The organism is Rhodococcus sp. NPDC049939 (assembly GCF_040656415.1).
GTDB lineage: Bacteria > Actinomycetota > Actinomycetes > Mycobacteriales > Mycobacteriaceae > Rhodococcus_F.
In genome coordinates this window covers 1,910,218-1,937,100 of record NZ_JBFAMC010000001.1, presented here as the reverse complement: position 1 = coordinate 1,937,100, position 26,883 = coordinate 1,910,218, and the positions used below count along the sequence as shown (strand labels likewise).

Below are 26,883 nucleotides of genomic sequence, written 5' to 3'. Positions count from 1 at the left end.
AGTTTTTTACCCGCTGGGGGAACGAGATGACGAGTTTGAACCAACCACAGCCGAACAGTCGTGCCGAAGACCCGAACGTTCCGGACGGGGCGTTCCCCCTCTCCTCGGTGCAGCGGAGCATGTGGTTCGCGCAGCAATTGAGCCCCACCGTTCCCAAGTTCATCGCGCAGTACGTCGACCTGCAGGGCGAGATCGACATGGACCTGCTGAGCGAGGCCGCAACGATCGCGGCTCGCGAGTTCCAGTCTCCGTTCCTGCGATTGCTGGACGTCGACGGCGAACCATACCAGTCGGTCGATTACGCGATCGACCAGTCGCTCGGGTTCTGCGACTTCCGCGGGGAGCCCGACCCCATGTCCGCGGCGCGGGCGTGGATGGACGAGGACTACGCGACGCCGATCACGCTGACCCGTGACAAATTTTTCGAAATTACCATCCTGCAGGTCGGTGATCAGCACTACCTGTGGTACTCCAGGATTCATCACGTCGCGCTCGATGGTTACAGCGGCATGACGCTGATAAATCGGATGGCGGCCCTGTATACGGCTGCCATCGAGGGGACGGAACCCGAGCCGAGCCGTGCGCTCGACTTGCGTCAGCTGTACGAACTCGACCAGAAGTACCGGGATTCGACCAGGTTCGAAAACGACCGGAACTATTGGGCCGAACGTATCGTCGGGATCGAGAGCGGCTCCACTCTGGCCACACGCAACGCCCCCGCCGCAGCGCGGAGCCTGCTCGAGAGCGCGACGGTATCCGAGGCCACGCTGGGTTACCTCGAACAGTCGGACCAGCGGGTCGGTGCCACATCAGCCGCCGTACTGGTCGCCGCGTTCGCCTGCTATCTCTCGCGTATGACGGGCAAGCGGGATGTGCTCGTCAATCTGCCGGTATCCGCCCGAACCACCGCCCCCTTGCAGCGGTCCGGCGGCATGCTGGTCAACGTCGCCCCTCTGCGCATCACGGTCCATCCCGAGGACACTGTGGCCGAACTCGTGCAGCGGGTGCAGCTGGAAATGATGGGGGCGCTGCGTCATCAGCGGTGCAGCCTCGAGGACATCCGCCGCGACGCCGGACTCGCCGGAGATCCGGACGGACTGGCAGGCCCGTTGGTGAACGTCATGCTCTTCCATCAGGCGCTGACCATGGGTTCGGTGACAGGCGAGTATCACATCGTCACATCGGGCCCTGTAGATGATCTGCTGTTCAACATCTATCAGGGTGGTGACGGTCAGACCCTGCTCGACTTCCGGGGCAACCCCAACCGGTACAGCTCCGAGGAATTGCGCTCGCACCACCGCCGGTTCGTGGAGTTGACAGAGGAGTTCGTCACCGCGGATCCGCAGGTGCAAATCGCCGACATCCACACCGAGAGCGCCAGACTCGGCAGGGAGATCCTCGAGCACGAATCCCGTCTCGAATTTTGGAAGCGGGAGCTGGCAGGCTTGCCGGAGGTAGCGGCATTGCCGCTCGACCGGCCCCGGCCCGGTGAGCGATCGGGAGCCGTCGACGTCGTCGATTTCGCCCTCGACGCTGACCTGCGTCGACGCGCGGCCGCGCTCGCGACGAAAGCAGGCACCGGAGTCTTCACGGTTCTGCACGCTGCGCTGACCGTGCTGCTCGGCCGGATCGGCGACACCGACGACGTCGTGATCGGAACGCCGACCAGCGCGGGCGATGCAGTCGGATCCCCCGCCAAGGTCGCGCTGCGGTCGAGGGTTGAGGGCGCATCGTCCTTCGTCGACCACCTTCACCGGGTTCGCGACTCCGACCGGGCCGCGTTCGAAAGCGCACTTTCGTTCGACGAACTCGTCGCGCTGGTCGCCACCGACCCCGATTCGTCACATGCTCCGCTGTTCCAGGTGATGCTCGAGCTCACCGCTGACAGTCAACCGTCCGATTCTCCTGAACACGTCACGGGCGGCCAGATCGACAGCGATCAGGGCATATCCGGACTCGATCTCGTCTTCTCCATGTCCGAATCGGAGAACGGCGATGTCAGCGGTCAGCTGGGATTCGCCACGGACGTGTGGGACCGCGGCAGTGCGGAAGCGCTTGCGGCACGACTTGTTCGGATCTTGCAGGCGGTTACGACGGACCCTGACCTTCCGATCGGGGACATCGACATACTCGAACCGGCGGAGTACGCCGACCTCGCACCGGTCCGAGGCGAGCCGCCTGTGCAGGCGCGCGCCCTTCCCGCGCTCCTGCAGAACGCGGTGCAAGCCGGTGGCGACGGAGACGCCCTCGTCTTCGAGGGACGCAGTCTGACCTACGCCCAACTCGACGATCAGTCCGACCGTCTCGCGCGGATGCTGATCTCTCACGGCGTAGGACCGGGTTCGGTTGTAGCGCTGGCAATCGCACGATCCATCGAATCGGTGCTGGCCACGTGGGCCGTCGCGAAATCCGGAGCGGCGTTCGTTCCGGTCGACCCGCACTACCCGGCAGACCGTATAATCCACATGCTCACCGATTCCGGTGCGCTGGTGGGTCTGACGGTCAAGGCGCATCGGTCCTCGTTACCGGAGACGGCGCCGTGGTTGGTGATGGACGATACCGCGTTCGTGCAGTCCTTGGCCGAACAGGAGACCGGCACCGTCACCGACGATGACAGACTCAGGCCGCTGCGAATGACGGATCCGGCCTACCTGATCTACACCTCCGGTTCGACGGGCACCCCCAAGGGGGTGGAAGTCACCCATACCGGGATCGCGAATTTCACCGAGGATCAGCGGGAGCGGTTCGCCGTCACGTCCGACTCGCGCACGTTGCACTTCTCGTCGCCTAGTTTCGACGCGTCCATTCTGGAACTACTTCTTGCGATAGGCGCCGGCGCCACAATGGTGGTGGCACCGCCGACCGTCTACGGCGGTGCCGAACTGGCCGAGCTGTTGCGTCGTGAGCGCGTGACCCACGCGTTCGTCACCCCTGCCGCGCTCGCGTCCGTCGACCCCGCCGGCCTCGATCAGCTCCGGTGCGTGGTCACCGGCGGCGAAAGCTGTCCCCCCGCACTAGTGGCGCAGTGGGCGCCTGACCGCGTCATGTTCAATGCTTACGGCCCGACAGAGGCGACCGTGGTCGCGAGCGTCGCCGGGCCATTGACAGTCGGCGAAACGGTCACGATCGGCCGCCCGTCGCGCGGTTGCAGTCTGCTGGTGCTCGACGAGCGTTTGCACCCGGTACCGCTCGGAGTTCCGGGCGAGTTGTACATCGCCGGTGCCGGTGTGGCCCGTGGGTACCACAACCGGTCGATTGCGACCGCTGAACGTTTCGTCGCCGATCCGCACGGCGCACCTGGTCAGCGGATGTACCGGACAGGTGATTTGGCGCGCTGGAACGGGTCCGGTGATCTGGAATACCTCGGCCGCACCGACTTCCAGGTGAAAATCCGCGGTTTCCGTATCGAACTCGGTGAGATCGACGCCGTTGTACGGACATACCCGACCGTGGCGTTCGCGACCACGGTCGGCCGGACCACGCCATCCGGTGACACGGCACTGGTGACCTATGTACTGCCCGAGGCCGATGCGCAGATCGACGTCGGTGACATCCTCGAACACGCCGGCGCCGCCCTGCCCGCACACATGGTCCCGGCCAGGGTGATGGTGCTTTCCGAGGTCCGGTTGACCCCGGCGGGCAAGCTCGACCGAAAGTCCTTGCCGGAGCCCAACTTCGAGGCCACCTCGACCATCTACCGGGCACCGACGACGCCGACCGAGATGCAGGTAGCGGATGCGTTCGCGACGCTCCTGGGGGTAGAACGCATCGGCGCCGACGACAGCTTCTTCGACCTGGGCGGCGACTCGCTCGTCGCGACCCGCGTGGTGTCCCGCGTCAATTCGGCGTTGGGCACCGACATAGGGGTGCTGGATCTGTTCGAGGCCCCCAGTGTCGCAATGCTCAGCGCCCGAGTGGACGCCCGCGGTCCGCTGACCACGCCCCGCCCGGAACTCACTCCGAGGCCGGTGTCCGGACCTGTGCAGGTGTCACTGGCCCAGCAGCGCATGTGGTTCATCAACCAACTCGACACCACGTCGCCCGCCTACAACATTCCAGTCGGCATCCGACTGCGTGGCACTCTGGACGTCGAGGCGTTGCGCGCCGCGATCGATGACGTCCTGACTCGGCACGAATCGCTCCGGACGGTGTTCCCCAACACCCCGAACGGGCCGATCCAGGTTGTTCTCCCGGTCGCCGAGGTGAGTCCGCGCCTGGACGTCGTCGACGTCGCGGCAAGCGAACTCGAATCGAGCCTGATGGCGGACGCCGCGGCAGGTTTCGACGTCACGGTGGATCCGCCGCTTCGCGCCCAGCTCTACCGCATCGCCACCGATGACCACGAGCTGGTGTTCGTGGTTCATCACATCGCTGCCGACGGTCTCTCGATGACTCCATTGACCCGTGATGTGATGGTGGCCTACCGCGCACGCGTCGACGGACATTCCCCGCAGTGGGCGCCGCTGGAGATCCAGTACGCCGATTTCGCTGTGTGGCAGCGCGAACTGTTGGGTTCGCCGGACGACCCCACCAGCGTCCTCTCGCGTCAACTCGCCTTCTGGGCGAACACCCTCGAAGGCGCACCGGAGGTCATGGACCTGCCGACCGATCGACCCCGTCCCGCCCGTCAGTCGATGGTCGGGGCCACAGCCGATTTCGCGATCCCGGCGCGTATCCACGCCGCGCTGCTCGAGGTCGCGAGCGACCACGATGCCAGCCTGTTCATGGTCGTACATGCAGCCCTCGCGGTCCTGCTGTCCCGGTCGAGTGGGTCGTCCGACGTGTCGATCGGGTCTCCCGTCTCCGGACGCGGCGAACGCCAGCTCGACGACGTCGTGGGCATGTTCGTCAACACAGTGGTCCTGCGCACCGAGGTCGATCCGGAACTCACTTTCCCCGAGGTGCTCTCGCATACGCGCTCGGTGGACCTCGCCGCATTCAGCAATACCGACCTGCCCTACGAGCGGCTCGTCGACGAGTTGAAGCCGACCCGCTCCGAGGCGCATTCGCCGCTGTTCCAGGTGATGCTGGTATTGCAGGGCTTCGCGAACACGCGACTCGAACTTCCCGGACTCGAGGCTGACGTCGAGGCACTCGATACCGGCGCCGCCAAGTTCGATCTGCAGGTAATCCTCACAGAGCACACCGAGGATTCCGGTACGCCGGGCCCGATAGACGTCCAGTTCTCCTACGCCTCCGAACTGTTCGACCCGCCGACGATGACGGCTCTGGCCGAGCGCTTCGTGACCCTGCTCGAGATGATCACCGCTCGTTCGAATGCCAAGGTGGGAGATCTCGACCTGATCGGTGCGGAGGAGACGCACCGGATGCTCGACAAGTGGATCGACACCGACGTCGCGATACCGGGGTCGACACTCGTCGATCTGTTCGAGTCCCAGGTGGCGAGGACGCCTGACGCAGGTGCCGTCGTGTTCGGGGGAGAGGAGTTGCTGTACGCGGAGTTCGACGCGCGCGTCAACCGTCTCGCTCGCGAACTCCTCGCGCGCGGTGTCGGCCCCGAATCGCTGGTCGCAGTTGCCCTGCGACGTTCACTCGAACTGATGATCGCGATCTACGCGGTGGAGAAGACCGGGGCGGCATACGTTCCTCTGGACCCGGACCACCCCGCCTCCCGAATCGCATACGTCATCGAAAGCGCCGGACCTGCGTGCGTTCTCACATCCACACGAGACTGTCCCGAGGGTATCGGCGACGCGCAGGGATGCGCCGCGATCGAGATCGACACCCTGAACCTGTCTCACCGGGCGAGTGCTCCGATCACCGACGCCGAGCGCGGCGGCCCGATCCGCCCCGATTCCGTGGCCTACGTGATCTACACGTCAGGGTCGACGGGGCGCCCGAAGGGCGTTGCGGTAAGCCATCGAGCGATCGTCAACCGCCTGATGTGGATGCAGGACACCTACCGGATAGGGCATACGGACGTCGTGCTCCAGAAGACGCCCGTCACCTTCGACGTATCGGTGTGGGAGCTGTTCTGGCCTCTGCAGGTCGGTGCGCAGTTGGTGCTCGCCGCGCCGGACGGCCACCGAGATCCCACTTACCTGTCCCACATCATCGCCGACCACCAGGTCACCACCATGCACTTCGTGCCGTCGATGCTGGCGGTGTTCACCGCGGGCGCCGACCCCGACCTCTGCGGTTCGCTCCGGCAGGTGTTCTGCAGCGGTGAAGCGTTGCCACCTGCCACGGCCGACGCATTCCGGGAATTCGGCACCGCGGCGTTGCACAACCTGTACGGGCCGACGGAGGCTGCTGTCGACGTCACCTACTGGGAGTGCACAGAAGGAGACCGTGTTTCGGTGCCGATCGGGGCGCCGGTGTGGAACACCCAGCTCTATGTGCTCGATTCCCGCCTGCACCCGGTCCCCGTCGGCGTGCACGGAGAGCTGTACCTGGCCGGGGTCCAGCTGGCCCGCGGGTATGTCGGCCGCAGTGACCTGACCTCGGATCGGTTCGTCGCGAACCCGTTCGGCGAGGCGGGGCAGCGGATGTACCGCACCGGCGACATCGTCCGCTGGCGCGCCGACGGCAATATCGAGTACATCGGGCGCCGCGACTTCCAGGTCAAGCTACGTGGCCAGCGCATCGAACTCGGCGAGATCGAGGCGGCCGTATTGGCGCACCCATCGGTGGCACAGGCTGTGGTGACCGTCCATCGCAGCGAGGCCACCGGCGAAAGCCTGGTCGGCTACGTGATTCCCGTGTCCGGCGCCGACATCGACACCGCCCTCGTGCGGGACGCGGCGGCGAAAGTGCTGCCCGCCTACATGGTGCCCACCCGGATCGTCGTGCTCGACCAATTCCCTCTCGGCGCTACCGGGAAATTGGACAGGGGGGCACTGCCCGAGCCTGAGTTCCTCAGCCCGTCTGCCGAGTTCGTCACACCACGCAATCCGATCGAGGAGATCCTCGGGTCCATCTTTGGGGATCTGCTCGATGCGCCACGAATCGGTGTGCACGACAGTTTCTTCGACCTCGGCGGCAACTCTCTGGTGGCTACTCGTCTGGTGGCGCGAGCCAATGCCGCACTGGGTAGCCGGATCGGCGTGCGAGAGATCTTCGATGCTCCGACCGTCGCAGCGCTGGCGACCCGTATCGAGTCGGAGACCGGCAAGCGGGCCGAGCGTCCTTCCTTGGTCGGAGGCGAAAGACCGGACCGGCTGCCGGTTTCGCTGGCGCAGAAGCGGATGTGGTTCATCAACCAGTTCGATCCCGATTCCCCCGCATACAACATCGCACTCGCGGTGCAGCTGACCGGCGACCTCGACCACGATGCGATACAGGACGCGGTCGCGGATGTGATGGGCCGGCACGAGTCGCTGCGCACCATGTTCCCGATGGTCGACGGTGAACCTCTCCAGAGGATTTTGCCGACCGAGGACGTCGTGCCAGATCTGGCGCCGATCAGAACGACGGAAGCGGAACTGCCCGAACATATCTCACGACTGGCTGGAGCGGGTTTCGATGTAACCGTGGCGGTGCCGGTGCGTGCCGCCCTGTTCCGAACGGATCCCGAAGAGCACGTGCTGGTCATCGTGGTCCACCACATCAGCGCCGACGGCTTCTCCATGGCGCCACTTGCCCGAGACGTCATGACCGCCTACGCGGCGCGGACCGGGGGGCAGGCACCGGATTGGGCGCCGCTGCCGGTCCAGTACCCCGACTTTGCACTCTGGCAACACCGGGTACTCGGCGACGCCGACGACCCGGAAAGCCTTCTCGCGGAGCAGCTCGACTACTGGATGGGCACACTCACCGGGCTTCCGGAGTTGCTGGCCCTGCCGACCGACCATCCGCGGCCGACCGAGCAGTCGATGGAAGGCGGAATCCACAAGTTCAGCATCGACGCACAGGTCCACAGTCGGCTCATAGCGATGGCACGCGAACATAATTCGAGTGTCTTCATGGCCGTGCATGCGGCGCTGGCGTTGTTGCTGGCCCGGCTGGGCGACACCGACGACGTTGCGGTGGGCACCCCCATCGCCGGTCGTGGCGACGCCGCTCTCGACGACATGGTCGGCATGTTCGTCAACACCCTCGTGTTGCGGACACCGGTTGTGCCCGGTGCCTCGTTCACCGAGCTGCTGTCCACAGTGCGGGACACCGACCTGAGCGCCTTCCACCACGCAGATCTGCCGTTCGAGCGGTTGGTGGACGCAATCTCGCCTGAACGCGCGACCTCGCACTCGCCGCTGTTCCAGGTGGTGCTCGAATTCCGCAACAATGAACGCCCACGCCTGGAACTGCCCGGGCTGACCGTTACCGGACTGGACCTGCCGTCGGACATCTCCAATTTCGACCTGCAACTCACTCTCACAGAGGAGTTCGGCGCATCGGGTGAGGCCGCGGGGATCTCCGCGTCGTTCACGTACGCGTCGAGTCTGTTCGAGCCGTCCACCATTGCGGATTTCGCGAACTATCTGTCGCGGATCTTCGATTCGGTCACCTCTGAGCCTGAGATGGCGGTGGGTGACATCGCTCTGATGGATGCACCCGAACGTGCGGCGCTGGCACCGGTGATGGGCGGTCCGGACACGGAACCGCGGACCCTGCCCGAACTACTCGCAGCCGCGGCGGCTGTCGACCCCAAGGCTGCGGCTGTGTCCTACCGGGGCAAGGAGGTGACGTACCGAAACCTCGACGAGAGATCGAACAGGTTGGCCCGCCTGCTCATCGCGCGCGGTATCGGCCCGGAATCGGTCGTTGCCCTGGCGATGCCGCGGTCGCTCGAATCGGTGGTGTCGTTGTGGGCAGTCGCCAAATCCGGCGCCGCGTTCGTTCCGGTCGACCCGAACTATCCGAGCGACCGGATCACGCACATGCTCAGTGATTCCGGCGCTGCGCTCGCGCTCACCGTCTCGGAGTTCCTGCCCGGCTTGCCCGACTGCACCCCCAGCGTTGCGGTCGATACGCCCGAATTCGACGACCAGGTGGCCGAGTACCCGACCGCCGGCATCACCGATGCCGACCGTACGCATCCCCTCTGCCTGGAGAATCCGGCCTATCTGATCTACACCTCGGGTTCTACCGGCACCCCGAAGGGTGTCGTCGTCACTCACTATGGACTGGCCAATTTCGCGACCCATATGCGAACTCGGATGGGCGTCACTCCGCGGTCACGCACGCTGCACTTTTCTTCGCCGAGTTTCGACGCATCGATCTTGGAGCTGCTATTCGCCATCGGGTCGGGCGCGACCATGGTCATCGCGCCGTCGTCGATCGTCGGTGGTACCGAACTTGCCGACGTTCTCCGCGACGGACGGGTCACCCACGCCTTCATGACTCCGGTCGCCATGGCGTCGGTGGATCCGACAGATCTGGACCTGCTTCGGGTGGTCACCACCGGTGGCGACGTGTGCCCGCCGGAACTGGTGTCTCAGTGGGTAGTCGACGGACGGCGGATGTTCAACGAATACGGCCCCACTGAAGCGACCGTGGTGTCGAGCTCGGCCGGACCGTTGGAGCCCGGTGAGGGTGTAACGATCGGCCGCCCACTGCTGGGAACCGGGACGATGGTGCTCGATTCCCGTCTGCACCCGGTGCCCAATGGCGTGACCGGCGAACTATATGTCACCGGATCGGGTCTTGCGCGCGGATACAAGGACCGGGCGGGAACCACCGCGGAGCGATTCGTCGCCAACCCTTATGGCGGTCTCGGCGCCCGCATGTACCGGACAGGCGACCTTGCGCGGTGGAACAAGTCCGGCCAGCTCGAGTACCTGGGCCGCAGCGACTTCCAGGTGAAGATCCGCGGCTTCCGGATCGAACTCGGCGAGATCGAAACCGCACTCAACCGCTACCCGGGCGTCGCCCAATCGGTGGTGTCCGCGCACACAGGTAGCACCGGTGTCAATCGGTTGGTCGGCTATCTGGTTCCGACGGCGGGCGCGGAACTCGATCCGGAGGCAATTCTCGAGTTCGCAGGCGAATTCCTCGCCCCGTACATGGTGCCGTCCGCGCTGGTCATACTCGACCAGCTGCCATTGACCCCTGCCGGCAAGTTGGATCGCCGGGCGCTGCCGGAGCCGGACTTCGGGGCTCGGGTGTCGTCGGGTCGTGCTCCGGCGACGGAAATGGAAACCGTGCTGGCGAACTTGTTCGCCGAGGTGTTGGGTCTCGGCGCTGTCGGGGTGGAGGATTCGTTCTTCGCGCTCGGTGGTGACAGCATCATGTCGATCCAGTTGGTGGCGCGTGCCAAGGCTGCGGGTGTGGTGCTGACGCCGCGGGATGTGTTCGAGGCCAAGACCGTTGCGGGTTTGGCGGTGGTGGCGTCGTGGGCGGGTGCGTCCGATGCGAGGGCGCTCGAAGAGTTGCCCGGCGGTGGTATCGGCGACATGCCGGCTACCCCGATCGTCCGCTGGCTAATAGAACGCGGCGGCGAGTTCAACAGAATGTCGCAGTCCGCCCTGTTGACCGCACCGCCCGATCTACACGAACTCGAACCCCTTATCGGCACATTCCAGGCTGTCCTCGACCGGCACGACATGCTTCGCGCGCAGTTGAACGTCTCGGCGGGCAAGCAGCAGCTCGAGGTCCGTCCGGTCGGTTCGGTCGAGGCACGGGATCTGATTCGCGTGGTCGCCGTGTCCGCCGCCCCGGGGACACCTGACTTCGCCGCCACGGTAATCGCGGAACTCGATGCCGCCCTCGACCGGCTGGATCCGGCGGCCGGGGTCATGATGCAGGTGGTGTGGCTCGATGCCGCAGAGTCCGGGGGACGCCTGCTCGTGGTGGCACACCACCTTGTCGTCGACGGTGTTTCCTGGCGCATCCTCGTGCCCGACCTCGCGACTGCGTGGGCGCAGGTCTCCGCAGGACAGGAACCCGCTCTCGACCGGGTGGGCACCTCCATGCGTAGATGGGCGCACGGGTTGGCCGACGAGGCCGCGAACCGGACCGACGAACTCGAGCTGTGGCAGCGCATCCTCGACTGCGAGGACCCGCTGGTCGGCTCCCGTCCACTCGACCCGGACATCGACGTCAATGCCACAGTGGGTCGCATCACCGTCCAGCTTCCCGCCGAGGTCAGTGAGGCTGTCCTCACCACGCTGCCGGAGGTCATTCACGGCAGCGTGAATGACGGTCTTCTCACCGCACTCGCCATGGCGGTGACCCAGTGGCGCCGCAGCCGTGCCGCCACGATCGACGGCAAGCAGGTTGACGGAACGCTGGTCAGCCTCGAGGGCCATGGCCGTGAGGATCAGGTGGTCCCCGGAGCGGACCTGGGACGCACGGTCGGCTGGTTCACGGCCATGTTCCCGGTCAAGCTGGATCTGGCGGGCATCGACCTCGACGAAACGTTCGCAGGCGGCAAGGCGGCCGGTGCGGCGATCAAGGCGATCAAGGAACAGCTGCTCGCCATCCCCGACCACGGTATGGGCTACGGGATGCTGCGGTACCTGAACGACGACACCGCCGCGCAGCTCGCAGCTCGGTCGTTGCCGCAGATCAGCTTCAACTATCTGGGCCGCTTCGCGGCAGACCTGTCCGAAGCGGCCAACCGGGTCGGCTGGACCCCGACCGGCGAGGTCGACATGGACCGGGCCCAGGATCTCGACACCCCGATCACGTCGGCCATCGAGGTCAACGCGGTCACCACCGCCGTCGAGAACCGGCCCCAGTTGCGCGCCACCTGGGCGTATGCGGCCGGTGTCCTGAACGTCGCCGAGATCCGCGAACTCGCCGATCTGTGGGTGCAGGCGCTGACCGCGCTCACGACCTACGCGGCCCGCCCAGACGCCGGTGGTCTGACCCCCTCCGACCTGGACCTGGTCACACTGAACCAAAGTGCCATCGACCGCATCGAATCGCGCTTCCCGGCGTTGTCGGAGATCTGGTCGCTCTCACCGCTGCAGTCCGGCCTGCTCTTCCACGCGCTGCTGGCGGATCAGTCGATCGATTCGTACACGGTGCAGATGACGCTCGAACTGAGCGGTGCAGAGGCGTCTCGGTTGCGCGTCGCGGGGCAAGCCCTGCTCGATCGCCATGCGAACCTGCGCGCGTCGTTCGTCTACGACGAGGACGGCACCCCGGTCCAGGCGATCCACCAATACGTGGAACTTCCGTGGGCGGAAATCGATCTCTCCGAACTCGACGATGCGAGCAGAGAAGCGGAGATCACCCGTCTCGTCGACGAGGACCGGGTCCGCGGATTCGACATGGCCGAGCCACCCTTGCTGCGGTTCATGTTGTTCCACATCGGTGGTGACCGGCAGAGGCTGATCGTGACGAACCATCACATCCTGCTCGACGGTTGGTCGATGCCGCTGTTGATCCGTGACCTTCTGACGCTCTATGTCACAGAGGGCGACGCCGCCGCGCTGCCGCGGGTGCACCCGTACCGCGACTACCTCGCGTGGTTGTCGCAGCGCAGCACCGACGACTCGCTCGCGGTGTGGCGCCGCTCCCTCGCGGGGGTGACAGATCCGACCTTGCTGGTGCCGGCCGATGCCTCCGTTGAGAGCGATACCCCGGCGAGTGAGCTGGTCGTCGACCTCGACACCGACCGAACCGAACTGCTGAGCACGCTTGCACGCGAACGCGGCCTGACGCTGAGCACCCTCATTCGCACGGCCTGGGGGATCGTGTTGGGTTCTCTGGTGGGTCGTTCGGATGTGGTGTTCGGTGGCACGGTGTCGGGTCGTCCTCCGCAGATCGCGGGGATCGAGTCGATGGTGGGTCTGTTCATCAACACGCTGCCGGTGCGGGTGGTTTTGGATCCGGCGGAGTCGTTGGGTGAGTTGCTCGAGCGGGTGCAGGGTGAGCAGGCGGCGTTGCTCGATCACCACTATGTGGGGTTGACCGATATCCAGTCGGTGGCTGGGGCTGGGGCGAGTTTCGATACGTTGACGGTGTTCGAGTCGTATCCGGTGGACAAGGAGGGGTTGACCGAGCAGACCGACATCGCAGGCATGCATGTGCACGACGTGCGCGACAGCGCGAACGCAGCTCACTACCCGCTCGCCCTGATCGCATCGGCGCACGAGCATCTGCAGCTGAAGTTCGAGTATTTCCCCGCGCTGTTCGATCGAGCGAGCATAGAGCGCATCGGCGACCGCATGGTCCAAGCATTGATCGCGCTCGCCGAGAGTCCGGACATGAGGCTCGCGCAACTGCGATTGCTCACCGCTGCCGAGGAAGCTGCGCTGGTTCCGGTTCGGGGCAGGACCGGTGGGTCGGAGCGGACGCTACCGCAGATCTTCTCCGACGCCGCCGCGGCCGCGGGCGACTCCACCGCCTTGGTCTCCGGTGATCGCCGAGTGTCGTATCGAGAACTCGACGAGCGGTCCAACCAACTCGCGAGAGTTCTGATCAATCGAGGAGTCGGACCGGAAGATATTGTCGTACTGGGCATTACGAGGTCCATCGAATCGGTTCTGGCCGTCTGGTCGATCACCAAGACCGGTGCGGCGTTCGTACCGGTCGACCCGAACTATCCGCGTGAGCGGGTCGAACACATGCTCACCGATTCCGGCGCCGCCTTCGGTGTGCGACTCGGAGCCGATCGCGACCGGCTGCTCGGCGAGGTCTCGTGGCTGATACTCGACGACCCCGAGACCGAATTGGCCGCGCTGGAGATGTCGTCGGCGCCACTCACGGACGACGAGCGCATTGTGCCCCTGCAATTCGCGCATCCGGCGTACGTCATCTATACGTCCGGGTCCACCGGCACCCCGAAGGGCGTCGTGGTCAGCCACCGAGGCCTCGACAACTTCGCCGAGGAGCAGCGGACCCAGTACGGGACGGACTCTTCGTCGCGGACCCTGCACTTCTCATCTCCGAGCTTTGATGCTTCGGTCCTCGACTACCTGATGTCGTTTCCCGTCGGCGCGACCATGGTGATCGTGCCGACGTCGATCTACGGTGGCGAGGAGTTGGCGGAACTGATCCGCAGTGAAGGGATCACGCACGGGTTCATCACTCCGGCGGCGCTCGCCTCCGTGGACCCCACGGGTCTCGACGTGTTCCAGAAGGTGTCAGCCGGCGGTGAGGCCATTCCTCCGGAATTGGTCAGCCGCTGGGCGCCGGGACGGAAGCTGTTCAACGTCTACGGCCCCACCGAGGCGACCATTTCGTCCAACCTCAGCGATCCCCTCGAGCCGGGGGAGACGGTCACGCTCGGCGGCCCGATCCGTGGGGTCGCCGAGGTGATTCTCGATGCACGGCTGCAACCGGTGCCCCAAGGCGTCGCGGGGGAGTTGTACATCACGGGTGAGGGCCTCGCTCGCGGTTACCACGCGCGCGCGGGCCTGACCAGTGAGCGCTTCGTCGCGAATCCCTTCGGCGAACCCGGCGACCGGATGTACCGCAGCGGCGACCTCGCCCGATGGCGGCCCGACCACACCGTCGAATACATGGGCCGCACCGACTTCCAGGTAAAGATCCGCGGCTTCCGCATCGAACTCGGCGACATCGACAACGCCCTGTCCGAGCACCCCTCCGTCTCGTTCGCGGTCACTCTCGGACGTCCCGGCCCGGCGGGCGACACGGTGCTCGTGTCCTACGTGCTCCCCGAGGCAGAAGCGGTGGTCGAACCGCCGGAACTGAAGAAGTGGGCGGCGGACCTGGTGCCCGCTCACATGGTGCCGTCGAGCATCATGTTGCTCGACGAGATCCCGCTCACCCCGGTGGGCAAGCTCGATCGAGCGGCACTGCCAGAACCGCAGTTCCTGCCGACGACGGACGATTTCCGGCCGCCGTCGACCGTGCTCGAACACAACATCGCCAACATCTTCACCACCGTCCTCGGTATCGACCGGGTCGGCATCGACGACAACTTCTTCGACCTCGGCGGAAACTCGCTCGTCGCGACCCGGGTCGCGGCGCGCCTGACGGCGGAATTGGACACCGACATTGGCGTCCGCGCCCTGTTCGAGGCGCCCACCATCCATCTACTCGCCCGCCTGATCGAGTCGACGGCATTCGCCGGGGCACAGGGCGACGGTCACGTCCGAACTCCGCTGGGTCCGATGGTGCGCCCCGAGCACGTGCCGGTGTCGTTGGCGCAGAAGCGGATGTGGTTCATCAACCAGTTCGACACGTCATCGGCCGCGTACAACATCCCGATGGCCGTCCGGCTGTCCGGTCACCTGGACGTGGAGTCGCTCAGCGAAGCGTTGACGGATGTCTTCGTCCGACACGAATCGTTGCGGACGGTGTACCCGTCCCACGGCGGGGAACCGACTCAGGTCGTGCTCTCACCCGGACAGTGGGCCCCGAACCTCGAGATCGCCGAGGTGCCGGAGGGCGAACTGCACGATCGCATCGCAGATCTCGCGAATGCCGGGTTCGACGTGACGGCCGACGTGCCGATTCGGGCGGCGCTGTTCGCGCTTGCCCCAGACGATCACGTGCTCGTCATCGTGGTGCACCACATCTGCGCCGACGGCTTCTCGCTCACCCCGCTCGCACGGGACGTGATGGGCGCCTACGCTGCCCGGATCGCGGGCGGTGCGCCGCAATGGCAGCCGCTGTCGGTGCAGTACGCCGACTACACGCTCTGGCAGCTCGATCAGCTGGGCAGCGAGAGTGATTCCGAGTCGCTGATCTCCCGTCAACTGCAGTACTGGACCGATCAGCTGGCCGACCTGCCCGAACTACTGGCGCTTCCGGCCGACCACCCGCGACCGGTCCAGCAGTCCTTCCGCGGAGCGCAGGTCGACTTCACCGTTCCGGCCGACATTCACAGGTCGCTCTCGGCGTTGGCGCGCAAACACAACTCGACCATGTTCATGACCGTCCACGCCGCATTGTCGGTGCTGTTGTCGGCGCTGTCATCCACCGAGGACATCGCGGTGGGCACCCCGATCGCCGGGCGCGGCGACGCAGCGCTCGACGACATGGTCGGCATGTTCGTCAACACCCTGGTCCTGCGTGCGGTCATCGACCCCGCCGAGGGCTTCGGATCCCTGATCGAGCAGGTGCGGGCCACCGACTTGGCTGCGTTCCATCACTCGGACCTGCCGTTCGAACGGCTCGTCGACGTCCTCGCGCCCGAGCGTTCCACCGCGCATTCGCCGCTGTTCCAGGTGCTTCTCGAATTCCGGAACAACGAGACACCGACCCTCGAGTTGCCGGAACTTACCGCGAGCGCAGTCGATTTCGATCTCGGGGTCGCCAAGTTCGACCTGCAACTCAGTGTCGAGGAACGATTCGACACCGATGGAGTGGCGTCGGGGATCACCGCGTCGTTCATCTACGCGACCGATCTGTTCGACTCGGATACTGTGCGCACTTTTGCCGACCGGTTCCTGCGCGTCCTCGAGGCGGTCACCACCGACCCACAAGCTCCTGTCGGTGACATCGTGCTCACCGATGCGGCCGAGCGGCTGGCGATGGCAACCGAATGGAACGTCGCCGGAGTGGTCTCCGACCAGGACACGCTTGCGGACCGATTCGCCCAGAGCGTGGCCAGGTTCCCCGACTCCACGGCGGTGACTGCGGAGGACGTGGCCCTGACCTACAGTGAGCTCGACGAACGGTCCAACCGGCTGGCCCGTCTGCTCATCGCCCGCGGCGTCGGTCCGGAAAGCCTCGTCGGCGTGGCTCTTCCACGAAACTGCGAGCTGATCATCGCGCTGCTGGCCGTGATCAAAGCCGGTGGTGGCTACCTTCCGGTCGACATCACCAATCCATCGGATCGCCTGGCGTTCGTGTTCGACGACGCCGCCCCGAACTGTGTCGTCACCACCACGGACGCCGCCGCCGCACTCCCGGATTCGGAGATACCGCCGATCCTGCTCGACGACCCCGATACCACCGGAGATCTGGCGCAACAGTCGGCGGCGCCGATCACCGACGCCGAGCGGGTGGCGCCCCTCGACCCGTCCTCCGTGGCATACGTGATCTACACATCCGGTTCGACCGGACGGCCGAAGGGCGTCGTCGTCTCACACCGGAACGTATTGACACTCTTCGCGAACACCCAGCCGACCTACGGGTTCGACGAGACCGACGTGTGGACGATGTTCCACTCGTACGCGTTCGACTTCTCTGTGTGGGAGTTGTGGGGTCCACTGCTCTACGGCGGACGCCTCGTCGTCGTCGACTACTACACGGCGCGGTCACCGGAAATGTTCCACGAACTGTTGCGCAACGAGCAGGTCACAGTACTCAACCAGACCCCGACCGCCTTCTATCAACTCGCCGAGACCGACCGCATCGTGTCGGAAATGGACGTGAACGCAGCCGCTCTCGCGCTGCGCTATGTGATCTTCGGTGGCGAGGCGCTCGACCTTGCACAGCTCGGCCGGTGGTATTCGAGGCACGACGCTTCGGCCCCGACGCTGGTGAACATGTACGGCATCACCGAAACCACGGTCCACGTCAGCTATCTCCCGTTGGGTCCCGAGTTCGCGGCGTCTGCCTCGGCCAGTGTCATCGGGCGCGGCATCGCGGGCCTACATGTTCATGTTCTCGACCGGCGCCTACGACCGGTTCCCACCGGCACCATCGGGGAGATGTACGTTTCCGGGGACCAGGTGAGCCGCGGCTATCTCGGCCAGGCTGCACTGACCTCGACCCGTTTCGTAGCGGACCCCGGGCGCCCGGGTGCTCGCATGTACCGGACGGGTGACCTTGCGCGGTGGAACAAGTCCGGTCAGCTCGAGTACCTGGGCCGCAGCGACTTCCAGGTGAAGATCCGCGGTTTCCGGATCGAACTCGGCGAGATCGAATCGGCGTTGCTGTCGTACCCGGGCATCGCACAGGCCGTCGTCCTCACCCGCGACGACGGGCACGGTGGCCACCGGCTGATCGGGTACGTGGTGCCCGAGTCCGGTGCCACCATCGAGGTGTCCGCAGCACTCGAGTTCGTCGGCACCCGACTCACCGCATACATGGTGCCGGCCACCCTCGTGGTGCTAGAGGCCCTTCCGCTGACGAGCAACGGCAAGTTGGATCGCCGGGCGCTGCCGGAGCCGGACTTCGGGGCTCGGGTGTCGTCGGGTCGTGCTCCGGCGACGGAAATGGAAACCGTGCTGGCGAACTTGTTTGCCGAGGTGTTGGGTCTCGACGCTGTCGGGGTGGAGGATTCGTTCTTCGCGCTCGGTGGTGACAGCATCATGTCGATCCAGTTGGTGGCGCGTGCCAAGGCTGCGGGTGTGGTGCTGACGCCGCGGGATGTGTTCGAGGCCAAGACCGTGGCGGGTTTGGCGGTGGTGGCGTCCTGGTCCGATGCCGCGGACGTGGAAGTGCTCGAGGAGTTGCCCGGCGGTGGTATCGGCGACATGCCGGCTACCCCGATCGCGTCGTGGCTGCTCGAGCGCGGCGGCGACTTCCGTCGCTACACTCAGACCGCGCTGCTGTCGTTGCCCACCGAGACCGACAAGTCGTTGCTCGAACGCGCGATTGCGGCCGTGATCGATCACCACGACATGCTCCGCGCCCGATTGCATCGCACGGAGTCGCAGTGGCGGATCGAGGTGCAAGCGGCGGGCGCGGTCGACGTGCGCGACGTGCTGCGCAGGGTAGAGGTACCGTCGGTGGTCGACTCCGCGTTCGCGGAGACCGCCACGCACGAACTCGATTCCGCTGCAGGAAGACTCGACCCCGAGGCCGGGGTGATGGTGCAAATGGTGTGGTTCGACGCCGGCGCCGGGGGCGGTCGTCTGCTGGTGGTGGCGCATCACCTCTCGGTGGACGGTGTGTCCTGGCGCATCCTCGTACCGGACTTCGCGACCGCGTGGGCGCAGGTGTCCGCCGGCGAAGCGGTGTCGCTCGAACCGGTCGGCACATCGATGCGTCGCTGGTCGCACGGACTGGTTGAGGCGACCAGCGCACGTGGGGACGAAATCGAACTGTGGCGGCGCACACTCGAAGCCGACGACCCACTTATCGGGTCACGCCCGCTCGACCGGGAAATCGATGTAGCGGGAACGGTAGACAAGATCACCGTCGAGGTGGCAGCCGACGTCACCGACGCCTTGCTCACCCGAGTCCCCGAGGCGTTCCACGGCGGCGTCAACGACGGACTGCTGGCGGCCCTGGCCCTGGCACTGGCGAAGTGGCGGCGTACGCGCGGCGACTTCACCCGCGAGTCGCTGATCAGCCTCGAAGGGCACGGCCGTGAATTCCAACTGCTGCCGGGTGCGGACCTGGGGCGCACCGTCGGCTGGTTCACTGCCATGTTCCCGGTGCGCCTGGATCTGAACGGCATCGACCTCGGCGAAGCGTTCGCCGGCGGCAAGGCGGCCGGTGCGGCGATCAAGGCGATCAAGGAACAGTTGCTCGCCATCCCCGACCACGGAATCGGCTATGGCATGCTTCGCTACCTGGATCCCGAAAGTGCGGATCAGCTGCGTGCACTGCCACAGCCTCAGGTCACGTTCAACTACCTCGGCCGGCTCGGCGGGGCGACGTCGACAGACATCCGTGGGCACGCCTGGGTGCCGGTCACGGACACGAAACTCGACGATGTCCCTGCCTCCGACATTCCGGTGGCTACGGCGCTCGACATCAACGCCGTCACCGACACCGGGGCGGATGGCAACCGGTTGCGGGCTACATGGGCGTTCCCGACCGGGGTGCTCGCCGCCTCGGAAGTCCGTGAACTCGCCGACCTCTGGGTGGAGGCGTTGACCGCGCTGACGACTCATGTGACGAGCTCCGACGGTGGTGGTCTGACTCCGTCCGATCTGGACCTGGTCACGTTGGACCAGGACGCCATCGACCATCTCGAGGCGAGGTTCCCGGCCTTGTCCGATATCTGGTCGCTGTCGCCGCTGCAGTCGGGTCTGCTCTTCCATGCCCAGTTCTCGGACTCCACGATCGACCCGTATCTCGTGCAGTTGGTCCTGAAGCTGAGCGGTGCGGTGGATCCGGACCGCATCCGCCGCGCCGGGCAGGCCCTGCTGGACCGGCACCCCAACCTCCGGGCAGCGTTCGTCCACGACAGCGCCGGTACCTCCGCGCAGATCATCCAAGAACACGTCGAGTTGCCGTGGTCCGAGTTCGATCTGTCGGCATGCGAGCCCGAGGACGCCGATCGCCGATACGACGAGATCCTGACACGGGACAGGGCCGCAAAGTTCGACATGGCGAATGCACCGCTTCTGCGGCTGGCACTGGTCAAGCTCACCGAGCACGAATACAGGCTGGTTCTGACCAACCATCACATCCTGCTCGACGGCTGGTCGACACCGCTGGTCATCCGCGACCTGCTGACCTTGTACGCCACGGATGCGGACGAGAGCCTGCTGCCCCGTATTCACTCCTACCGCGACTACCTGTCGTGGATGAAGCGTCACGACATCACCGAATCATTCGACGCCTGGCGTGCCGCGCTCGCCGGAGTCGACCAACCGACTCTGCTCGCGCCGATGGAGCGTGGTGAGGCCCACTCCGTGGTCGCGGAGGAAACCGCATTCACCCTGTCCGAGGAGCGGACCACCCGGCTGCGCGACCTGAGCCGCGAACGCGGGCTCACCCTCAACACCGTCGTCCAGGCAGCCTGGGGGATCGTGTTGGGTTCTCTGGTGGGTCGTTCGGATGTGGTGTTCGGTGGCACGGTGTCGGGTCGTCCTCCGCAGATCGCGGGGATCGAGTCGATGGTGGGTCTGTTCATCAACACGCTGCCGGTGCGGGTGGTTTTGGATCCGGCGGAGTCGTTGGGTGAGTTGCTCGAGCGGGTGCAGGGTGAGCAGGCGGCGTTGCTCGATCACCACTATGTGGGGTTGACCGATATCCAGTCGGTGGCTGGGGCTGGGGCGAGTTTCGATACGTTGACGGTGTTCGAGTCGTATCCGGTGGACAAGGAGGGGTTGACCGAGCAGACCGACATCGCAGGCATGTTCGTCACCGGCATCGTCGGCAAGGACTCCGCGCACTACCCCCTTGCGGTCGTCGCATCCGGCGACGACCAGCTGAACTTCAAGTTCGAGTATCTTCCCGAGGTCTTCGAGAAGAGCGAAGTCGACGAGATCGCAGGTCGGCTGCGGCGCGTGCTCGACGGGCTCGCCGACCGTCCCGACATGCCCTTGGCCCGCATGCAACTGCTCAGCGAGGACGAACTCGCCGAGTTCGCTCCGGTCCGCGGTCGACCCGGGTTCTCCGTCCGAACGCTGCCGCAGATCTTCGAAGACGCCGCGGCGCTGGACCCCACTCGAACGGCACTGACGTTCGAGGGCCGCAACGTCTCGTACCGCGAGCTCGACGAGCGGTCCAACCAGCTTGCGCGGGTGCTGATCTCGCGCGGCGCCGGTCCGGAAACGTTCGTTGCGCTGGGAATCCCACGCTCGATCGAATCGGTGCTCGCCGTATGGGCGGTGGCCAAGACCGGCGCCGCGTTCGTCCCCGTCGACCCGAACTATCCGGCGGACCGTATCGAACACATGCTGACCGACTCGGGTGCCACGATCGGGCTGACCATGTCCGCCCACAAAGAGGAGCTGCCCGATTCGGTGCCGTGGCTACAGCTGGACTCGCCGAAGTTCGAGAAAGCATGTCAGGCGAAGCCGGCTCTGCCCGTTGCAGATTCGGATCGTCGATCGCCAATCAGCCTCGACAATGCGGCATACATCGTCTACACGTCGGGTTCGACCGGCAAGCCGAAGGGTGTCGTGGTCACGCACGAGGGTCTCGACAACTTCGCGGAGGACCAGCGCCAGCGGTTCTCCGCCTCGCAGACCTCCCGCACCCTGCACTTCTCGACACCGAGCTTCGACGGGTCGATTTTCGAGTACCTACAGGCATTCGGTGTCGGTGCAACGATGGTGATCGCGCCACGGACGGTGTACGGCGGGGTCGAACTGGCCGAACTCATCCGGTCGGAGCATGTCACGCACGCGTTCATCACAACCGCAGCGTTGGCCACTGTAGATCCTCGAGGGCTCGACGAATTCCAGCACGTTGTGTTCGGTGGCGAAGCGTGCCCGCCGGAACTGGTGACCCGTTGGGCTCCCGACCGATACCTGTCGAACGCATACGGCCCCACCGAGACCACGGTGATGGCCAACATCAGCGAACCGATGACGGTCGGCGAACCCATCACGCTCGGCGGCCCGATCCGCGGTGTCGGCGAACTCGTGCTCGATTCACGTCTCCAACCGGTCCCCGTCGGTGTTCCCGGTGAGTTGTACATCACCGGGGCGGGCCTGGCCCGCGGCTACCACCGGCGCCCGGAGCTGAGCAGCCAGCGTTTCCTCGCCAACCCCTTCGGCGAGGCAGGCGAGCGGATGTACCGCACTGGCGACATCGTCCGCTGGCGGTCCGATCACACCGTCGAATACGTAGGACGCAGCGACTTCCAGGTGAAGATCCGCGGCTTCCGCATCGAACTCGAGGAAATCGACTCGGAGATCACCGCGTTCCCCGGGGTCGGTTTCGCGGCAACCCTCGGCGTCCCCGGCCCATCGGGAGACACCGTGCTGGTGACATACCTACTGCCCAACACACCCGGCGGTGTCGATGCGTCGGAGCTGACCGCGCACCTGTCGACGAGGCTGCCCGCACACATGGTGCCGTCGAGCATCATGTTCCTCGACGAGATTCCGTTGACCCCGGTAGGCAAACTGGACCGTTCGGCACTGCCCGAACCCGAATTCCACAGCACCACCAAGGAATTCGCTCCGCCGACCAACGATCTCGAAGCGATGATCGCAGACGTCTTCGTGGACGTCCTCGGCATCGAACGAGTCGGCATCGACGACAACTTCTTCGACCTCGGCGGAAACTCGCTGGTGGCCACCCGGGTCACGGCACGGTTGCGCGACGCGCTCGATGCCGACATCGGGGTTCGCGCGCTGTTCGAGGCCCCCGACGTCCGGTCCCTGGCCGAGCACATCGGGGACACCGTGTACCGCGGCAGCGCGTCGCCTGCACTCGCACCGGTCGAACGCCCCGACCTGATTCCGCTGTCGCTGGCACAGAAGCGAATGTGGTTCATCAACCAGTTCGACACATCGTCACCGGCCTACAACATTCCGTTGGCAGTCCGGCTGACCGGCAACCTCGACGTGAACGCGCTGCAACTGGCCATGGCCGACGTCCTCGAACGGCACGAAACGCTGCGGACGGTCTTCCCGACCGTCGAGGGCGAACCGACCCAGAAGATCCTCGCTGCCGCGGACGCACAACCGAGCTTCAGCATCGTCTCCGTGACCCCGGACGATCTGCCACGGCACATGATGGACCTGGTATCGCGTGGATTCGACGTGAGCACCGACGTACCCGTCAGGGCTGCACTGTTCCGGACCGCACCCGATCATCACGTGCTCACGATCGTGGTTCACCACATCTGCGCAGACGGCTTCTCGCTGGCCCCGTTGGCTCGGGACGTGATGGTGGCCTACACGTCACGGCTCGAGGGCACCGGACCGCAATGGGATCCGCTGCAGATCCAGTACGCCGACTACACGCTGTGGCAGCACGATGCCCTCGGTTCGGAGAACGACCCCGACTCGAAGATCAACCGGCAGTTGCGGTTCTGGTCCGACACCCTGGCAGGTATGCCGGACGTCCTCCAGCTACCGACCGACCGGCCGCGCCCCATTCAGCAGACATTCGAGGGCGACCGAGTCGAGTTCACCCTCGACGCCGATCTCCACGTGCGGCTGACCGCTCTGGCCCGGGCCAACAACGCCACGATGTTCATGGCCGTTCATGCCGCTCTGGCGGTGCTGTTGGCCAGACTCGGCAGCACGGACGACATCGTCATCGGTACCCCTGTCGCCGGGCGCGGTGAATCCGCTCTCGACGAGATGGTGGGCATGTTCGTCAACACCCTGGTTCTGCGTAGCCGGATAAACCCGGCAACAACGTTCACCGAATTGGTCCAGCAAATTCGGGAAAGCGACCTGGCCGCGTTCGGGCACTCGGACCTGCCCTTCGAACGGCTGGTCGAGGAACTCAACCCCACCAGGTCGACCGCCTACTCTCCGCTGTTCCAGGTGGCCCTCGAATTCCAGAACAGCGAGAATCCGACCCTGGAACTACCGGAGTTGCGGGTCGAGAACGTGGACCTGGAAACGCGGGTGGTCAAGGGAGATCTCGAAGTGATCCTGGCGGAGCAGTTCGATGAGAACGGTGTGCCCGCTGGTATCTCCGGCGGACTCGACTTCGCTGTGTCCCTCTTCGACCGTGAGACCGCCCGCTCGATGGCCGACCGCTTCAACCGAATCCTCGCGGCCGCCGTTGCAGACCCGGACCGGCCGATCGGAGACCTGCCACTGCTCGACGAGGTGGAATCCGCCGAGTTGGTTCCGGCCCGGGGCGAGCCCGAAGTGCGCCCCGAAGTGTGGCCCGACCTGTTGTCGGCCGCTGCGGCGCTGGACCCGGAGTCGGTGGCGTTGTCGTACGAGGACCGGCAGGTCACCTATCGTGAACTGGACGAATGGTCCAACCGGCTGGCCCGCATCCTGTGTTCCCATGGCGTAGGGCCGGAGACATTCGTAGCCATCGGTATTCCACGATCCATCGAGGAAGTGGTGTCGATCTGGTCGGTCGCCAAGTCCGGTGCCGCGTTCGTTCCCGTCGATCCAGCGTATCCGCGTGACCGGATCGACTACATGCTCACAGACAGCCGAGCAACGATCGGACTCACCCTCGCCGCGCACCGAGGCGATCTACCGGATACGGTTCCGTGGTTGGTGCTCGACGACGACGAGTTCGTCGACCAGGTCGAGACGGTGTCCTCGGCGCCGGTCTCCGATGCCGACCGGAAGAGCCGATTGCAGTTGACGCACCCGGCATACCTGATCTACACCTCGGGTTCGACCGGAAGGCCGAAGGGCGTCATCGTCACCCACCGCGGCATTGCCAATCTCACCGCGGAGGAACGCGGACGGTTCCAGGTCACGCACGAGTCCCGGGTATCGCATCTTGCGTCCCCGAGCTTCGATGCATCGGTCTACGAGCTGATGATGGCATTCGGCGCCTCGGCGCGGGTTGTGATCGTGCCTCCCACCATCTTCGGCGGAACCGAGTTGGCGGAACTGTTCCGCCGAAACGAGGTCACGCACGCATTCATCACGCCCACCGCACTGTCGTCCATGGAAGACGTCGGACTCGAATCGCTCAGCGCCCTCCTGGTGGCCGGCGAGGCGTGCCCGCCGGAGTTGGTGGAGATCTGGGGCAAGGACCGCCGTATGCACAACGGATACGGTCCTACGGAGACCACCATTCAGGCGAACGTGAGCACGCCGATGCGTCCAGGCGAGGTCGTCAACATCGGTGCGCCGGCGCTGGGATTCGGTTCCCTCGTGCTCGATGAACGACTGCAACCGGTCCCGATGGGCGTGCCTGGCGAGTTGTACATCATCGGACCCGGGCTGGCACGCGGATACCATAATCGTGCAGAAATGACGTCCGAACGCTTCGTCGCCTGCCCGTTCGGCGAAGCGGGGCAGCGGATGTACCGAACCGGAGACGTCGTGCGCTGGCGCGACGATCACACTCTCGAATACATCGGCCGCACCGACTTCCAGGTGAAGGTCCGAGGGTTCCGTATCGAACTCGGTGAAATCGATACCGTCCTCGCGCGTCACCCGGCTGTCGCGTTCTCGGCCACGATCGGTCACACCGGACCATCGGGCGACACGCTTCTCGCGTCGTACCTGCGGACCGTGGACGGAGTCGACCTCGAGCCGGCGGAACTGCGCACCTACGCTGCGGAACACTTGCCGGCGCACATGGTCCCGTCCGCCGTGGTGGTCCTCGACCAGATCCCGATGACTCCCGGCGGCAAACTCGACCGCAAGGCGTTGCCCGCACCCGAGTTCGGTACCACCGGCGCGGCGTTCCGCGCCCCGACTACGGACACCGAGCGGATCATCGTGGAAGCGTTCACGGAGGTACTCGGTGTGGACCGGGTCGGTACCGCGGACAGCTTCTTCGACCTCGGCGGCAACTCGATCGTCGCTACCCGCGTGATGACTGTCCTACAGGAACGATTCGGGCGGCATATCCCGCTGCAGGCCATGTTCCTGGATCCGACGCCGGCAGGTTTGGCGTTGCGGATCGACAAGCAGGACACTGCCGTGTCGCCCGTCGACGAAGCGCTGGGTGTGGTCATCCCACTGCGTCCGACCGGGGAGAAGACTCCGCTGTTCTGCATCCATCCCGGGATCGGCCTGTCGTGGGGATACGCGGGAATCCTGCAGCACCTTTCGCAGGACCGCCCGGCGTTCGGTTTACAGTTGCCGATCATCAGCGGCGGACCAGCCTTCGAGTCGGTCGAGCAACTGGCGCACCACTACGTATTGGAGATGCGTCGCGTCCAAGCGCACGGTCCGTACCATCTGCTCGGCTGGTCGCTCGGTGGCGTCATCGCTCACGCGATAGCGGTCGAACTACGCAGGGAAGGAGAGGAAGTGGCGACCCTCGCCATCATGGACAGCTACGTGACGAACGGAAACGGCCAGGGTCCCGAGCGCCTCACCGTCTCCGAACTGCTCCACGGCCTCGGACTGGACCTCGACTCGCTGAAGGGCGAAGAGCTTACATACGAGCGGGCCGTCGAGTTGCTCGACGACGCGTTCGGGCAGAAGATCGGGCTGACCCCACAACATCTCGAGCGGATCAGTTCCGGATACACGAACTCCTCGCAAATCATGAACAACTTCCGTCCGCAGGTGTTCGACGGTGATCTGCTGTTCTTCAGCTCGACCGGGTCAGTGTCCGAGGATCATTCACCCGAGGAATGGCAAGCGTCCGTTACCGGCGGGATCGACGAGGTAAAGATCGATTGTGAGCACAACCAGATGATCGAACCTGAGGTACTCGCCGTGGTGGGGCCGGTCCTGGAGACCTACCTGAATAGGGGGTGAACAGCCTGATTGCATTCGTCCCGAACGACGTCCGTCGTCGGGAGCGAATGACACGAAACGCCTATCGGACTCGAGGCTCGAACATCGTGGACAGGCAAGA

1 protein-coding gene is annotated in these 26,883 nt (G+C 65.3%); it reads left to right on the top strand.

Features of this window, described 5'->3' with window-relative positions:
* Nucleotides 1–26: 26 nt before the first annotated feature.
* Entirely contained in the window at nucleotides 27–26,783 is a 26,757-nt protein-coding gene (locus AB0I57_RS08680) for a non-ribosomal peptide synthase/polyketide synthase (protein WP_358332603.1), read from the top strand.
* The last annotated feature ends 100 nt before the right edge of the window (nucleotides 26,784–26,883 follow it).

What these genes read in the sequence shown, in the direction of transcription:
- AB0I57_RS08680 (WP_358332603.1), top strand. Translation starts at nt 27, where the DNA reads ATGACGAGTTTGAACCAACCACAGCCGAACAGTCGTGCCGAAGACCCG.